Genomic DNA, 15,537 nt, shown 5'->3' with positions numbered 1-15,537 from the left:
CCTAAAATAGTTTAACGATTGTGAACGGTGAAATACCTGGGATATGCGGTTGTCCTCCATAATTCAGATGATTTTTAAATTTCTCATTACAAGTTTTTATGGTTTTATCACATCCCGGATATAAATTAACGAGCATTCCTTTACTTAACCCTTGAGTACCACCAAGAACACCAATCACATTATTAAAATGTACTTTCAATCCACGCAGTTCTTGAATACCATCGATATAAAATTCCATGTATCCACCAGAAAAATAACCTGATGCAATGTTCGATAGATTCAATGTGATATTTGCTCCATCGAGCGCAATAATTTCGATATTCGCGGATTTATAGTTTTCTTGTCGAATCCGGCAATTGTGGTCATAAAGTGCATAGGGACATGAACGCCCATAGGTCAATCGAAGGCCGTTTCGCTCAAACGAACTTGCAACACTTGCCGTAATGAGTTTTGCTTTTTCAATTGATTCACGTTTAACCTCTTGGATTTTTCCGACCCAGATTACTTTAAATTCATTGTCATTTTCGTGTAACTGATACATTTTGATTACAACGGGTTTGGTGGGTGGTACTCCACGAAATAAACGAACTACGTTCGACGTTGATGGCAATGTAATTTCTAGACTATTACCAGTGCCTATACTTAGTCCTGTATTACTGATTACTTCACTTATCCACGTCACACCATTAAAATCAATATTTCTATCAGCATTGGTATAGCGATAGTATTTTTGTTCATTACGAATAAACTCATATAACGTTAATGGTTTGCCATTGTTTGTTGAATACTCAAATTGATTCCAGTTCATCACGAACTCCTCGAAAACTGCATGTTATATTTGCCAAACCATCCGCGTCTGTTACATGTTCCCAGCTGACTGCATCATTATTTAAACGGCATAATGTTAAAAATGAGACTGACAAAATATCTTCAGCATTCACATTAATTGATTCATTTAGTAATAAACGTTCAATTTCATCAGAAACTACAGCAACGAGTTCAATTCGACGGTATAGCGCATTACCATTACATAAATTGATAACAATATCTTTTCGACCAGACATTAGACCGACTTCATTAAATCCAGTGTTTTCAACTCCAAGAACGCGACCGTCAACAGTTATGACATTAAAATCACTGGTTTGGCTTGATATCCAAATGTTTTTTTGACAACCATTCAGATAATAAAATAGTTTGCGTAACTGTATTTGCTCATTTCGTTCAGTCAGAAACCAACGAAATTCTGTTACAAAAAATGGTAATTTTGCTGTATCTAATCGTTTTGGAATGCCTGCACCGTTGTCTAATTCAAATAAAACACGCTCATATCGGCATTTGAGAGATTCAGACCAATCAGGCTGAATATTGAGTACTGGAAAGTGTCGGTAAGTTGGCAAAAATGAAATATCGTTACTAAATGCGTTATGCTCACTAATTCGGAAACGAATTTGCGCACTTAATAGGTCATCATTATGCCGTGTAAGTTCTGGCATATCTGTTAATACAGCCAATCGAACAGGATAAATATATGCTCCCGCAAAAAACTGAGTTTTAACTGGATTAACTAATGTGATTGAATTTTCATTTACAGCTGCGACTTCTAGTAATGCTGTTTGATTAACATTGTTAATCTCGCTTTGAATGAGCACTTTATTGCCAACTACAAAATCACGACCAATTGTGTTACACGGCAGAACTGTTGCACCTGTATTAACATCATCATCGAGATAGGTGACGTCTGTATAAACAGGAAAATACCAAGAATTTCCGCCAACAAATGCTAATCGGTTTTCAAACCGTGAACGTTCATTACCATTAATTAGAATTGAAAATTCAAACATCCGGCGCGGTGATAATCGCCGAGCAATGCGTTGTTCTGCGCCACTGTACGATTGTAAAATATCGGTTTTCCATTCCAGTATTTCAGTTATGCCATTAGTCCAATCTGGTTCAGCCTGCCATAAAAATATATTCATGATAACACCTGCTTTAATGTTGGTGCATTAGCATGAATCCATGTCATTAATGCCCTTGAACCATCGACAGAACTAATACCAGACTTCATCATTTCACCGCTATCGAGAACAAGAGTTTGCTGAATTACGGGAGCAGGTTGAACTTGACTTGTTATGCGAGATGATGAATATTCATCAGACATATTTGGTGCCTTCGGACTGCTGGCATTTGAAACTAAACCGCCGGTGGCGTAGCGATGCAATCTTCCCGTGTTGATTGCATGAAGATAATCAACCCCATATTTTTTAACGGATTCCGCTTTAACAACATATTCTCCGTTAGATAGTTTTGCCGGAATCGAGTCAGACGTTGATGTTCCAGCACCAGTAATATAACCACCAGTTGCCGCGGCTACTGCCGCTGCTCCCATGGCAGAACTACCTGCATTTGCACTTGCCGCAGTAATCATTGCTGCGCTAATAATTTCACCTGCTGCTGTACCTGCTGTAATCATTGATGCTGAAATCGTTTCAGCACCAATACCTGCTGACATCGATATTGATTCACCCATTAATCCTGCACCAGTTGCGCTACTTGTTGCAATAGCTGTTTCCATCAATCCGGCAGAAGCAGCAGCACTTGCATTATCAACTGCGGCATTAGTAGCAGCACCAAATAACGAACTACCTAAATTGGATAGTCCATTCATTGCCATATCTGCTAAACCTTTTGTCGCTACTTGCGCCATTGACGATAAAATACTTTGCGCTAGATTTTGTAGGGCATCTTTTAATTCAAATGTGCCTTTAGCTAAACTGTCTAAACTACCTTGGATACCACTTTGCAATCCGTTTTTAAATGCATTTGTGAGTGCATCAGTAGTTTTATTTAGTTCTGCAATTTGTAACTGAAGTGTCGCCAGTGCTTTCTGTGCATTTTCGCCTGCTTGTCCGGGTAATTCAGTCATAGCGTGCAGAGTAGGTAAATATTCTGTAAGTTCTTGCGCTGTCTGTTTGTGTAAATCGACTAATTGGCTTTGTGCTTCAACTTGTGTAATTAAACCACTAGTTACTTGTGCTTGAATACTTTGTTCTTTCGTTGATTGACGTGATTGTGCTTGCTGAATTTTTGTTGTGATTTCATTTAAATTCGCTTCAGCTTTTTTCAATGGTAAAATTTGGTCTATTAAATCGATACCTTCTTTATTACCAGTCTTTTTAAACTGGGCTAATAGATTGTTATACCATTGTTCAACAGTATCATCACTTGCTTTGGTACCTAACAATAATTCATTTAACTGTTGCTGTAGTGCTAGATTGTTTTTATCATTTGATAATGAAAAATCAGTTTTTTTGTTATGTTTTGCTGCGTTTTTCGCGTCAACTTGTTTTGCCAGTTCAATGGCTCTGTCTTTTTCTGCTTGTGATGCATTTTTATATTTTCCGTTGTTGATTTCATACATCACTCGTTGCAATTCTGTTGTCAGTTTTAGTGATCTTTCAACCCCTTTATTGTATTCAAGAATATCTTTGTCAGTAATATTTTTAACATCTTTATCATATTGACCACCAGAAAATGATTTACCGTCTTTTGAAGTTACCCCCTGTGCTTGTAAATCTTTACGACCTTTTTCATCAGACCACAACGCTGCATATTTTTTACGTAATTCATCAACCGCTTTTGCTTGTTTTTCAGCATCTGTTGCATTTTGTTTATGCAATTCATCCAGTTTTTTTTGAGCAGCGATAGCTTTTTCATTAATTATATTTTCATCTCGTTTTTTTTGTGCTTCAGCATTTAACTTATTTCGCTCAGCATACAGATTTTGTAATTCTTTTTCTGACGAATCATTCCATGGCACAGAACCGCCATAAATAGTGAAGAAACCACGATTTTTTGCTTTTTCTAATTTTCCAATTTCGTCATCTAAATTTGCCAGCCCAAAACTAAACTTCAATTCTGTTTTCAGTCCTTCACCCAGATCAGTAATTCCGTTTCTGAAGCTGCGCCACGCAGATTCCAACCAATTTAATTGGTCTTTCATTTTATTTGCACTAACTTCCATTTCGTTTGCATATTTTCCTGTAGCCAGTGCAATTGCTGCTTCTGTTTTTCCTTGTTCTTCTAATGCAGCAATGTGTTGATATGTTGCCAAATCTAAAAAGTGATATTGTTTATTCGCTTCAGTAGACCAACTGGTAACAGAATCTTGTATACCATTAAATTTTTGAATAGTTTCTTCGGCAGATTTTCCTGTAACGGCAGACATATAAGCTGACGCTTTAGCAATATTTTCAATTGATTCTGCTGATAACTGACCTGTCGCGGTCAGTTCTGCAATAACTGCACGTGTTTCATGGTAATTATGATTGATTTTTCCGATGCGTTGAGACATTGAATCTAGCCCACCAGCGGTAGTTCCAGCATAATTGCCTGTAGAAATTAGGGATTTATTGAAGCGTTCTTGTTCTGAAGAGATTATAGATAATACTCTAGCAACACCATAAGTGGCGCCAACAAAACCAACTACGGATAACGTAGCAGCACTAAACAATGGTGGTAAACGTCCGGTCATATTACCGACATTAAATAATGAATTTCCTGCTGACGCAAAATTACCGTTAGCCAATTGCCGGATCATACTTGCAATACTGCGGCGTGCACCTTTCGTATTTAAATTTAATCGTTTAGTGCCTTCATTTAGTGATTCAACATTTGATAATGCTGCTCGTTGATTATTGATTTTTCCGAGATAATCATCAAACGTATCACCATCAATCACGCCTGCTTTTTTTGATTTTCTTAATTTACTTTCTAGTTCATCTAGGCGGCTTAAACCTTTAGTTGCTGGATCGATACTAGCAAGTAATTTATCTAAACCGTGTCGCAGTTTTTCAACTTCTTTTTGATGCTCTTTCGCAGCTTTAGCCGCCGCTTCCTGTGCTTTTTCTTCAGCTTTTTCTTGTTGCAATAATTCAATAATCGTACGTTGGCCGCGGTTCATTGCGTCAGTCTGTTTTTCATAGACGCTTTTTAACTCTTCACCGACGTCATGAATATTTTTTTTTGCACGATTCACGTCAGCCGTGAACTTCATTGCAATATTCATATCGTTATTAGCCATTATTATTGCTCTCCGCGTAACTGTTTTACAAACTTAGTAACTTGTTTACCACCATTAAAACCGACACAAATATCTTCAATTCGGTTAGCTCGCTCTCGGTTTTGTAACTTAATTAATTCATCGTAATACAGCAGCAACTGTCGCTGTGTATAATGAGGTAACTGCTGTGCATCATGTCCGTTTTTGATTAATAGCGTAAAAACTTCACTCCAACTTACTGGTCGACTTGTTTGGCGGCGTTTTGACGAATTATTTTGCGAGTTACCGCGTTCATAAAAAAACCGGAATTAACAACCCACCACCAATCTAATAATTGCATCCCATCGCTATATGACAATGATTCAATAAACGAAATCGGTTTTTGAATAGAGGTACTGATTAATGAATAAATTAGTTCTAGATTATTAATAAAGATTGTATCCACTTGTTCAATCGTGATTTTGTTTGTACCATTCATCTCATTCACAATTAATGCAACAAACTGGTTAATGTCATTACCAATTGTCAAGGCATCTTTAAATGAATATTCACGTACTGTAATTGTTTCACCAGCTAGTGTAATTTCACGAGTTGGCATTAATGTTGCTAAATCATTTGGTTCGTCTTTTTTTTCTGTTGCTTTTTCTGCCATGTTATTTACCTGCTACTATTAAATTCAGAGAGTTGAATAATTAGCGGTGAATATTCACCGCATAATAAATTTATTTCGCCTTTTGAACGTATGAGCCAAAATAACCAAGCGAACTATCCTTGTTTTGACTCATATCAGCTAGAACAGTAGCAGTTAACGGTAATTCACCGTATCCCTCATTGTGTAGTAACGAGAAGTTAGAAATTGGGTTGAATTTAACGCGGAATAGTTGAACAATTACATGTTCATTTTCACGGTCAGTATTGATACCATCGAGCATAAACCAACGTTCTGGTGGTTGACGGGTAAAAATGCCCAAGCTTTCAGTCTTAGCGTATGAATAATCTACCGTTGCTGTTAATGCCTGTGTAGTTAGTAACTTGATTAATCCAGCATGAGCTGATTCGATTTCATAATCCGAGCCTAATACTAATGTGGTTCCATCCGCAATTTTTAACTCAACATCAGCAACAAAGGGGTTCGCTAACTTTATGCGGTCACCAATGACTAAGCCGTTTGGTAATTTTTCATCAGTAACAATACCCGCATCAACAGTAATTTTTTCACCATAAAGCGCCAACGCAATATTTTCAATTGACCAATCTTTTAACGTAAGATTTAACGTACCACTTTTACCTAATGTCAATTCACCAACTTGTAAGCGTTGTCCTGTATATGATTCATTTTGTGTTACCGTTTCAACACTTAGTTCCATTTCACAGGAATCAGCCGTACCTACATGCCGAAATGCACCAGGGCGGGCTGGTGAACTTGCAGTATCACGAGTAGCGAGATTAATCGTACCCTGAAGACTCATTAATAAATCTGACATATTTTTCTCCTAAACTTTTATCGGCTACCAATGAAGTGTTGAGTTTGAAATGAATCAATCCACACTAGTACGCCATTTTGAAAACCTAACGTTTGCCCACCAACCCAAGTGACTGGACGAACTCCATCAATAAACTGAACTGTTTTACCAATTAACAAATCACGAATCGCGCCAATAACAGGGTTAGCAAGCTGTTTAACATTTTGAATATTGGTTGCCAAACTTGAAGCATCACGTGCAACAATCACAACACCAAAATTAACACTTACTGACTGTCGTGTTCCTACAAGTTTGTCATTCGGTGTTTCTTTACCTAGCAGTACATAAGCAGCTGGTGTTGGCGCCGATGTTAAATCGGTTAATTTGCTGTATTCAGCACTGGTTCCGACAAACACTAAGGTTTTGTCTTGCAGTAATAACTTGAGTTTGTCTGCAATGACTGATATATCAAACGGTGCGCTGCTCATCGTCCAAAATCCCTAAGCGTGTTCATATCAAATACTCGAAGAGGTCCTGTTTGCTGCGGAATGCCACCAGCAACAGGTAATCTATCATCGATACCCAGCGAATACTTACCTTCAGCAACAAGTTTTAAAAATGTTAAAACTTGTTTATAGTCGCGAACTATCGGATCACTTTTTTCATCAGAAACACGATTGCGATGCAACTTGTAACGTACAATAATGCGTGCCCAATCTGTCAATAATCGAGGCACAGCAGTTAATGGCAGCTTATGCCCACGCTGACGCAAAAAACCATTGATTTCAGCTTCCGAATCGTTGATTGACTCCGTAATGCGCGAAATCGTTGTATGAGCCGCAACCACATCATCTGTCGACCAGAAAGACGTATCTTGGTCGTAGATAATCGCACTAAGTAAATCACTTGAAACAGGGAGCTCACCATCTTGAGCAACTGCTTGCGATAGTTCGATAAGACCTGGTCGCTCAGCGAGGTTAAGCAATGTAATATATGGAACATTCATCTTATCTCCCTCAAACCAACGGCAAATAATCCGTTGGTTATTTCGTTCAAATTATTAGCTATTGGCTGGGATCACATTCTCAAATAAGTAGCCAGCATCTTTTGCTACCACTAACTCTTTGACTGACTCACCAACTCGAACACGTTGACCGCCACGTAAACCGATATCAGGATCAACAATCGAACCCGAAACACGATCTTTAAATTGAGCTGTGTAACCGAACGTCACACCACCTTTAGTATTTGCTAATTTATTGCGTACCGTGAATGATGCTTTATTGCCCCACGCACGAAGTAATGCCGGCGATTTACCTGGTTTTGCACTATTTAAAAATGCATCACCGACATAAATGTCCTCTAGCTCTAATAAGTCAGCTAAAAATCCGAGAGGAACTAAACCACTTTCACCAGCATTTCCATGATATGCTGAAACAATCTTTGGATGACGACGTAATATTGTGGCAACTCGACGTCCTAGTGTGCCGATATTTGGACGCTGAACCATTGAATCAAATGCATCCGTTATTAATGCTACTGGGTTACTATCAGGATTATTCCATTGCTCAGCAGAAGTTAATATTTGTTTATTGTTGTAATTTGCACCATTAAAAAGCAAATTTGCAGCTCTAACCTCACGATCTAACAAAATTAAATCAGTCGTGGCCTCAACGGCATGACCCAGTGGGTTATAGCCTGTAATGGCTGTATCAATATCATCTTGAGGGACAGGGCTATCGAGTCCCCAATCTTCAACTGAACTTTCTTTTTCTTTGGCACTAAACTCAACTTGATTCGGTTGTGACGTCCGACCAACTTTTGTATTAGGCAAAGTAAATCGCTCTGAAAAATCAAATTCAAGCCATTTAAATGATGTGCTAGAAACAGGCACACGGGGCAAAACCTCATCGGCAATTAACTTATTATTACGGTAAGCGATAGCAATTGCAGTCAACTGCGGTTCGACTGGAAAAGGGCGTTGCATATAAAACTCCTATTTATTAAAACGTGTTTATTAAAGGTCATAGACCATTAGTTAAATAAAAGGCTAAGCTTGTTTGCTTGGTGCAATCCAAATAGTGCCTAACTCATCGGCATCACCCACAACTTCGGCATAGCCAATAATAAAATCACCTGACATCGCTTTTTTAGCTCGACCATCGGCATTTGCTGTGATTGGATCACCAATTGCAATTGCTTCGCTATAAAAAACTTGTGCCAACCCACTGCGCACAACATCAAACACTTCACCGTTACCACCACCAACAATTGTTGATACACCGATTAATAATGCGTTACCGTCAATCGCTGTTTTTGCTAGGCCATCTTCACTACCATGACAGACAATCACGCGTGGTTTGACTTCGCCTTCAGCGGTTTTTGCTACTGTTAATCCTGGAATATTCATATAAAAACCTTTTGGTTAAAATTAAAATGATGCTGACATTAATAATCAGCCTGTAATTAATGCTCTTACTTTTTAGCTTTGGTTACATGCGTAACGGCTTGGCTAATTGAAATTGTATTGCCTTTGTCTGCCTGTTCTTTTTGATAGGCTTTGGCAGCATCAGCAATGACTTTTGGATCTTGTTTGTCAACGTTATCTTCACTATCACTAGCAGCCGATTTTTCAGCAAAGTTCATAAAAGCGGGACGCTCTGAAAGTACTTTTTTGATTAAATCAACAGGGGAACTGTTAACAGTTGCATCACCTTCAGCAAATGAAATCGGTTCATTGCCTAGTGAAATAAACACTTCAACGACTGTAGTTTTATGAGCAGGTAATAATTTCCCATCTTTAACTAATTCATCAGCAAATGATGCAAATTCTGCCCGTTTGTTAGTTTGTTCTTTTTCTAGTAATGCTTGTTCACGTTTGGCTAGTTCAGCATTTTTAGCGTCAATTGCAGCTTGTTGTTCGGCAAAGCTAGCGTCTAAAGGTTGTGGCATTTTTTCTTTCTCCTTTTGTTTTTGAACGGATATTGAACGTAATGATTCAAGGCGCCATTGCGGTAAAAACAAGTCAGCACTAGCAATGCCTTCTTTCTCAATCAAGAGGTCACGCAAATTAGCTAAAATTGAAATCAAATTCTCATCAAATTCTTCATCAGCCATAGAGAACTCTGCGGCACCTTGCTCACCTTCAGACTCCGCAAAACTGGCGTCAGGCAAGCCTTTAATGGCCGGCGCTGCAGCACCTAAAAAGCCGATATGCCGAGCATAGTAATGACCCGGTTTAGGATTGCCTGGTGAATCCGGTAAATAAATTGAAAGTGAACGTTTTTTATAACTGCCTGCATTATAGGCTTCAGCAAATTCTGGATTAATCTGATCTAACTTGGCATAAACCAAACCATCTTTTACTTCAAATGATTTTGCCCACGCATATGCAGGAGCAGTTAATTTGGGGTGACCAATTACAGCAGGTGCTTCAGAAAGCGTTGGATCATAGCTTTCAGCTAAATCAATACAGTTTTCTAAAGTAAAAGTGATTTTTCGACCATCTACTGCAGTATGAGTACCAGGTTTAAAAACGGGGATAAGTGCCATAAAAAATGCTCCAATAAATTGATATAGAGCATCATGATCTATTTTGAGGGAATGGTAATCTGAACTAGGACAGATAATTATTAGAGAGATTTAATAGAAATTTAAATAAAATATCAGATAATAGGTGTGCTAAAATTTATTATAAAGCATTTATGACCTGATTAAAGCATTTATACATAAACTTATTAGCATTTCATTATAAAATCGCTTAAAACGCGTTATATTGTGTTTTAAGCAAAACCTAGATGTTCACGAACAATATCGACTAAAAGCAATTTATCTTGGGCACTAATACCTAGCCATGGTCTTGCTGGAATTACCACTTGTTTTACTGGACGCCCACCAACATTTAATGCATTAGCGCTGACGGGTTTAATAATTCCGCCAAATTGATGGATAGCACCGTACATTAGATTGGTACCAAACAATAATGTATTACCTTCAATCTGCCAATGCAACGTACTTCTTAGATTGCCATCTAACGTCAAAATTTTATCTTGTTGCTTGGGCTTAGATTGTTGATACCATGGAGATAATGCTTGCCATGGTACACCATCCGGTGATTCTTGGGCATTAAAACGTGCTTCATGAATATCAAGTAATGTTTCACCTATATGATTAAATAATTCTTTTGTATCATCAAGGCTTGATTCAATTGTAATCAAGGCATCCAATGCATCTTGTATATTAAACTCAATATTTACGCTAGCCATTTTTTCGCCTATACTAGTTTTATCGTATGTACGGGCAGCTTCCGCCAAAGCCTCGAATCCCACGTACAGCGACCCAATCGTGGCGGTGATTGGGTTTTGTTTTATTTACGTTTAAAGACTCGAACACCAACGCGCAGTTGTTCTAGATACTCAGGGGTATCTGGCGCAAATGTTGTTACACCAAGCCAACCATCATCACCAACTTCAAACACCGCTAGCATAGGCTTAACTTCGCCATCAATCATAAAACGTGAGATATAGCGACGGCGAACCACCGATTTTTGTAGATGATCAAAAAATTCCATTCTCGTCCAAATCTCATCCGGTAGTTTTAATGAATCAGCTAGTAATAACAAAAATTGCTCACGACCACGTTTTGTAACTTTCAGTTCACCAGTTTTGCTAACAGTGAAAAGCTGTTTACCGATTACTAATGCATCACCGGCTACATCTTTAAAAATAGCTGGCTTAGTTAACGTTGCGCCAAATTCATTTAAGAAAATATTGGCATAATCTTCTTCAGTTAAGCCTTTTTCTAACAGTCTATTTTTGCTTACTTCACGGATAGCTGGCCATTCATCAGTAGCTTTGCTTGATGGTAAACCTCGTTTTAAAGTTGGATCTGTATCTAATGGATTTGGTACAAAATTATCAAGTCTTGATTGTCCGGGAATATGTTCAAAACTAGGGTCAATTCCTTCAGGTACTCGAACTATTCTAGGATTATCACTATTTTCACCAATAACTTTATCAACCAAATTAATTGATGGGGCAGTGTCTGGCCCATCTTTACCCATTCTTTTTAAATCAACTTTAGTTCGCCCACGAACACGACATTGGCAACCATAGCCATTGGGTGGAAAGTGAGTATTCCACCACGGATCATTAAAATCTAATACCAGATGATCCCAACTTTGATGAAGTTCACGAGGGTGTTCAACATAATCACTATGCAAATATTCCATATATGGAAATTTAGCATCACGTAATTGTTGATAACGTCCAGCTTGATAAGATGAATTTAAATTCGTTTCGTAGATGATACGAGTACGCCAGTTAAAACCGCCGTTATAACTCCAGCCATGTTTTTCGACAATTTCTGAAAAATCTTTGCGAAACTCTTCAAGTGTTGAGCCTTGGTTAATCGCTTTATCTATTGCTGTTCTAAAATCATTTAGTAATGCATTACGATTGGCACCAGCAACTACAAATGCATAATCGTGTTCATTGTTATAGATATCAGCGTAACTATTGGTTGGTACATTTGCTTTACGTCGGAAAAACTCGATTTGCTCTTTAAATGGCAACGAACCATATGCCATATTAACCATTTTTACTATCCTCAAGCAGTTCTATGCGACCAGCTAAATTTGCAGCGATCATCGCTTGGGCCATTACAATCGCATAATCATCAAGTTGCATATCAGGGATTAATTCAAAAAGTTTGTCACGCAATTCTTCTAATGATTCAGCTTTATCAACCAATGTTTTGATTTGATTAATCCAAACATCAGTAACGGGTTGCATTTCCGTATTTAGACGATTGGATTGCAACACAGGTGCAAAGTTATTCGGTTGCTGTTCGGCAAAATCAACGTTTTTTAAAGATTGTACATCAATCGGTTCGGCTAGTTGCGGTTTTTCTTCCCATTCACCGCCATATGTATCCTGTACATAAGCTAATGTTGGGCGATATCCTGTCGAATCAATTATATTTTTGTCACGCTCTGACATTGATTTTAAATCTGCTGGTTCCTCAAAAACACGTGAAACTTGAGGAACAGCAGCACCCGGAAAATTCATCTGCGTAAACCATGTGCCGGGGCCACGATTCCAACTTTCACACATCACATCTGAATCTGATTTAGCAATTGACGTCAACACAGCCGCTTGCAATGATTCGTCACCACCGATTGAACTAGATGCACCGCCTGAAGAAGTGATTTGACCGACTGTTACACGCCGAATAGCTTCGTTCATTGAATCATAGAATGCCTTATAATCGCCAGCTCCAGACCTAGCGATTTGCATTAATTCCAACGTCATGCCTTCTGGCATGATGATGCCTGAATCGGTCTGAATAGCACGTGTGAGTGACAGTAAATCCCGTTTTTGTTCGGTTGTTGCGCCTGTTCCATATTTACCTACCGCAGTTGGCATACCAAACTTTTCAAGAAATATAAGCCAGAACTTAATATCATTGCGTTTAAAAAAGCTTGGCCAGTAAAGCCAGTGAGCAAGTCCAAGTCCATAGGGTTCATCATCATGATCAGCACCAGTTGCATAATGCCAAAAATAAGGAGATTCGCATGCAACACCTTCGTGCATATTGGATGGAGTTAATAAACGTAGTTCACCTGTTGGAGTAAAACGGAACCTGCGACGATCGCGAACTTTAATATCGTCGATCCAATACATATTATCTTTGATACCATAAATTAACTCCGCAACAGCATATCCATAAAAAACACCGTAGTGCATTAACTTAGTCACTCGGTCAAATCCCACCGATTTTAGTAACTCACTCATAGCTTCAGCAGCTTCGGTATCAATTGGTTTATCGCCTCCTGACTCAACTTTCCATTCTTTTGATATTACAGCGCCTTGGCGTTGACCAAATGCAGATATAACTTCATCATCATTTAAAACTTCTTTGTAAATATCTAAACGCCCGCCACCACGATTCCGAAGAACACTATCGTCAGGTTGAGCTAGTGCTCCTACATACAATTTAGTAATATCATTATTTTCACCAGTACCGGCTACTTCACGGCCAGTTTCAACGCTTGGCTTTTTACCTTTAAACCAGTTCAACATTAAATAAATCCTCCAAAGTCGTTACTGCCACGCACCGTGCCAAAGCCTGAGTCTGTTGTTTCAAGTTCAGTGCTACCAGAATACTCATTGAGTGAACGGTAAGAATCACGTGCGCCAAGTGATTGATATTCAATTTCGTACACACCTTGACTTGCTGCATTTAATGCTAAGAAGCCCGCCCATGTTCTATCGGCATGACCATTACTGTCAGAGTCAGCGACAAAACGAGGTTGCCCCGTTGCCCCCGTCACTTTTTTAAGTTTATGCAGATCAGCTCGTAGGGCATTATTACCAGCAGGAATGCGAATTTTTCTATCTTGAAATGCTTGTTTACCTTGCGTTGCAAGGGTGAGTTTATTAGGGGCAGTAAAGAGAACACCTTCAATCAGCATTTCACCATAACGACGCTTGGCATCTTCAACCGGCTTTTCGCCCATGCCAGTTTGATCCATGCAACCTCTAATGATTCGGTAACGACGAAAAACATCATCAAGTAAGTGATCTTGTTCGGCAAACGAGATACGCTTACGTTCAATAATCTCACGCGTCCAAAAAACATCGCCAACTTGTTCAATCACCCAGATCACAAACAGGTCATTACGGGCAGCAATATCCACGCCAACAAAACACGGGTTGCCAGTGTAGTGTTCTGGTATGCCTGCTTTTTCGTCTTCAACGCTCGTGATTAAATCAAAATCAAGCCAGCTACTGGCTTCATCCAACCATTTAAGTTCAAATTCTTGCGCCCATAAATCATCATCACCGGCACCTTTGCGCAATTCCTCAATATTTCGAGGTAACCCATCATTAACGCATTGATAAATATCTGCTATATGGCGTGACCAGCCATCATCTTTGCCTGTCATAAGTTCATAGAACTTATTGCCTTTGCCATTAGGCGTACTAATGACACGCAGCTTTAATCCGGGTTTTGAAATAACAGGAAACAGTGCCTTCCAAATAGCTCGGCTATCTTGGTGAAAGGCAAACTCATCAAGCAGAACGTTGGCACTAAAGCCACGCGCCGTATCTGGATTAGCAGGTAACGCGGTAATTTTGCTACCACCGGGTAATTCGACTTCAAGCGCCCGAACGTTAGCGTCCCAATCATAATCAAGCTCTTTAAAACCTGCTGACATGGCTCTTAAATGGACTTTTATGCCTTCGTTCATGGCTTCACGGGCTTGGCGTTCACCGCGTGACAAAATAACCCAGCGAGCACGTTTACCCTGCGCTTCAGCACGTAAACAATCGAGTACGATTTGCAACGTACTGGTAAATGTTTTACCGCATTGACGTGAGAACATAGCAATAGCAAAACGGCTAGTGTCGTTTACCCACTGTTTTTGGTAATCATATAATTTAAGAGCTGGTTCAGTATTTTTTGTCATAAGTCATACGCCGCTTTGATTACTTTCGCTAACATTTCAGTTGGTACTTCGCCCGTTTTACCCAGTTCGTCCAATTTTTCTTTTTGCTCACGCAATAACTTGTCACGTGCCGCTTTTTCAATTTCTTGGCGCTCTTTAAAACTAAGCTGCCTTGCTTGCATGGCTTCTTTGGCGGCTTTTGCTAAAAAACTAATTTCTTTGATTGTAATATCTTCTGATTCATGTGCTTTAAATGCGGCACGTGTTGCTAACGTTGTGACAGCTTGTGCAAGCAAAGCACCAGATTTATCATCAACACTGTCACCAAGCTCATCAACCAGAATACGTGATGCTGTTTCGATCTCACGAAGACTATTGGTCATTTCATTAAAACCTTTTTGATAGCGGTGAAGACTAGAACGGCTTGGCGTATCAGTACTTGGAAACTTTTGTTGCAGTTTGGCAATCATTTCATCAAGAGTAAGTTGATCTGCTCGTAGTAGTTTCTCAATATAACTACGTACCTCAGGATCTAGTTTGTGGATCGTTGATTTACGTCCCAT

16 protein-coding genes are annotated in these 15,537 nt (G+C 39.0%); all 16 read right to left on the bottom strand.

Going from position 1 to position 15,537, the window contains the following annotated elements; all coding sequences use genetic code 11:
- Position 1: 1 nt before the first annotated feature.
- Entirely contained in the window at positions 2-808 is an 807-nt protein-coding gene (locus J3U18_RS07050; RefSeq protein ID WP_267353361.1) for a phage BR0599 family protein, read from the bottom strand.
- A complete protein-coding gene (locus J3U18_RS07045) occupies positions 789-1,976 on the bottom strand; it encodes a hypothetical protein (RefSeq protein ID WP_267353360.1) in 1,188 nt (395 codons plus the stop codon). The genes J3U18_RS07050 and J3U18_RS07045 overlap by 20 nt, the downstream gene beginning before the upstream one ends.
- Positions 1,973-5,080, bottom strand: a complete 3,108-nt coding sequence (locus J3U18_RS07040; RefSeq protein WP_267353359.1) for a phage tail length tape measure family protein — start codon at positions 5,078-5,080, stop codon at positions 1,973-1,975. Before J3U18_RS07040 ends, J3U18_RS07045 begins: the two co-directional genes overlap by 4 nt.
- 2 nt (positions 5,081-5,082) lie before the next feature.
- Positions 5,083-5,217: a hypothetical protein gene (locus J3U18_RS07035; RefSeq protein ID WP_267353358.1), complete on the bottom strand. Its 135-nt coding sequence runs from the start codon at positions 5,215-5,217 to the stop codon at positions 5,083-5,085.
- Positions 5,218-5,294: 77 nt separating this feature from the next.
- Positions 5,295-5,711: a DUF6631 family protein gene (locus tag J3U18_RS07030; protein WP_267353357.1), complete on the bottom strand. Its 417-nt coding sequence runs from the start codon at positions 5,709-5,711 to the stop codon at positions 5,295-5,297.
- Positions 5,712-5,781: 70 nt separating this feature from the next.
- Complete coding sequence (locus J3U18_RS07025; protein ID WP_267353356.1) at positions 5,782-6,543, bottom strand: hypothetical protein; 762 nt, start codon at positions 6,541-6,543, stop codon at positions 5,782-5,784.
- Between the two features lie 17 nt (positions 6,544-6,560).
- Positions 6,561-7,010, bottom strand: a complete 450-nt coding sequence (locus J3U18_RS07020; protein WP_267353355.1) for a hypothetical protein — start codon at positions 7,008-7,010, stop codon at positions 6,561-6,563.
- Positions 7,007-7,528, bottom strand: a complete 522-nt coding sequence (locus J3U18_RS07015; RefSeq protein WP_267353354.1) for a gp436 family protein — start codon at positions 7,526-7,528, stop codon at positions 7,007-7,009. Before J3U18_RS07015 ends, J3U18_RS07020 begins: the two co-directional genes overlap by 4 nt.
- A 54-nt stretch (positions 7,529-7,582) precedes the next feature.
- On the bottom strand, positions 7,583-8,509 hold the full coding sequence (locus tag J3U18_RS07010) for a hypothetical protein (protein WP_220215153.1): 927 nt from the start codon (positions 8,507-8,509) through the stop codon (positions 7,583-7,585).
- A gap of 63 nt (positions 8,510-8,572) precedes the next feature.
- The gene (locus J3U18_RS07005) at positions 8,573-8,932 is read right to left on the bottom strand and encodes a hypothetical protein (RefSeq protein WP_220215152.1); all 360 of its coding nucleotides are present in this window, start codon (positions 8,930-8,932) and stop codon (positions 8,573-8,575) included.
- Positions 8,933-8,997: 65 nt separating this feature from the next.
- The gene (locus J3U18_RS07000; RefSeq protein WP_267353353.1) at positions 8,998-10,074 is read right to left on the bottom strand and encodes a hypothetical protein; all 1,077 of its coding nucleotides are present in this window, start codon (positions 10,072-10,074) and stop codon (positions 8,998-9,000) included.
- Between the two features lie 230 nt (positions 10,075-10,304).
- On the bottom strand, positions 10,305-10,787 hold the full coding sequence (locus J3U18_RS06995; RefSeq protein ID WP_267353352.1) for a phage virion morphogenesis protein: 483 nt from the start codon (positions 10,785-10,787) through the stop codon (positions 10,305-10,307).
- 101 nt (positions 10,788-10,888) lie between these two features.
- Positions 10,889-12,118 carry a PBECR2 nuclease fold domain-containing protein gene (locus tag J3U18_RS06990; RefSeq protein ID WP_267353351.1) on the bottom strand — a complete coding sequence of 410 codons (1,230 nt, stop codon included), beginning with the start codon at positions 12,116-12,118 and terminating at the stop codon, positions 10,889-10,891.
- Positions 12,111-13,604, bottom strand: coding sequence for a DUF935 domain-containing protein (locus J3U18_RS06985; RefSeq protein WP_267353350.1), 1,494 nt, complete (start codon positions 13,602-13,604; stop codon positions 12,111-12,113). The genes J3U18_RS06990 and J3U18_RS06985 overlap by 8 nt, the downstream gene beginning before the upstream one ends.
- A complete protein-coding gene (locus J3U18_RS06980) occupies positions 13,604-14,995 on the bottom strand; it encodes a terminase large subunit domain-containing protein (RefSeq protein WP_267353349.1) in 1,392 nt (463 codons plus the stop codon). Before J3U18_RS06980 ends, J3U18_RS06985 begins: the two co-directional genes overlap by 1 nt.
- Positions 14,992-15,537, bottom strand: a complete 546-nt coding sequence (locus J3U18_RS06975) for a phage protein Gp27 family protein (RefSeq protein WP_267353348.1) — start codon at positions 15,535-15,537, stop codon at positions 14,992-14,994. Before J3U18_RS06975 ends, J3U18_RS06980 begins: the two co-directional genes overlap by 4 nt.

The organism is Gilliamella sp. B3482, assembly GCF_026536805.1.
GTDB lineage: Bacteria > Pseudomonadota > Gammaproteobacteria > Enterobacterales > Orbaceae > Gilliamella > Gilliamella apicola_E.
Note: the sequence above shows the minus strand (reverse complement) of the source record. Positions and strands in the feature narration are given on the sequence as shown.

Bases quoted from the DNA above. Each gene is read 5' to 3' on its own strand.
- J3U18_RS07040 (WP_267353359.1), bottom strand. From the start codon at position 5,080: ATGGCTAATAACGATATGAATATTGCAATGAAGTTCACGGCTGACGTG.
- J3U18_RS07025 (WP_267353356.1), bottom strand. From the start codon at position 6,543: ATGTCAGATTTATTAATGAGTCTTCAGGGTACGATTAATCTCGCTACT.
- J3U18_RS07005 (WP_220215152.1), bottom strand. From the start codon at position 8,932: ATGAATATTCCAGGATTAACAGTAGCAAAAACCGCTGAAGGCGAAGTC.
- J3U18_RS06975 (WP_267353348.1), bottom strand. From the start codon at position 15,537: ATGGGACGTAAATCAACGATCCACAAACTAGATCCTGAGGTACGTAGT.
- J3U18_RS07045 (WP_267353360.1), bottom strand. From the start codon at position 1,976: ATGAATATATTTTTATGGCAGGCTGAACCAGATTGGACTAATGGCATA.
- J3U18_RS07010 (WP_220215153.1), bottom strand. From the start codon at position 8,509: ATGCAACGCCCTTTTCCAGTCGAACCGCAGTTGACTGCAATTGCTATC.
- J3U18_RS07015 (WP_267353354.1), bottom strand. From the start codon at position 7,528: ATGAATGTTCCATATATTACATTGCTTAACCTCGCTGAGCGACCAGGT.
- J3U18_RS07030 (WP_267353357.1), bottom strand. From the start codon at position 5,711: ATGGCAGAAAAAGCAACAGAAAAAAAAGACGAACCAAATGATTTAGCA.
- J3U18_RS07020 (WP_267353355.1), bottom strand. From the start codon at position 7,010: ATGAGCAGCGCACCGTTTGATATATCAGTCATTGCAGACAAACTCAAG.
- J3U18_RS06995 (WP_267353352.1), bottom strand. From the start codon at position 10,787: ATGGCTAGCGTAAATATTGAGTTTAATATACAAGATGCATTGGATGCC.
- J3U18_RS07000 (WP_267353353.1), bottom strand. From the start codon at position 10,074: ATGGCACTTATCCCCGTTTTTAAACCTGGTACTCATACTGCAGTAGAT.
- J3U18_RS07050 (WP_267353361.1), bottom strand. From the start codon at position 808: ATGAACTGGAATCAATTTGAGTATTCAACAAACAATGGCAAACCATTA.
- J3U18_RS06985 (WP_267353350.1), bottom strand. From the start codon at position 13,604: ATGTTGAACTGGTTTAAAGGTAAAAAGCCAAGCGTTGAAACTGGCCGT.
- J3U18_RS06990 (WP_267353351.1), bottom strand. From the start codon at position 12,118: ATGGTTAATATGGCATATGGTTCGTTGCCATTTAAAGAGCAAATCGAG.
- J3U18_RS06980 (WP_267353349.1), bottom strand. From the start codon at position 14,995: ATGACAAAAAATACTGAACCAGCTCTTAAATTATATGATTACCAAAAA.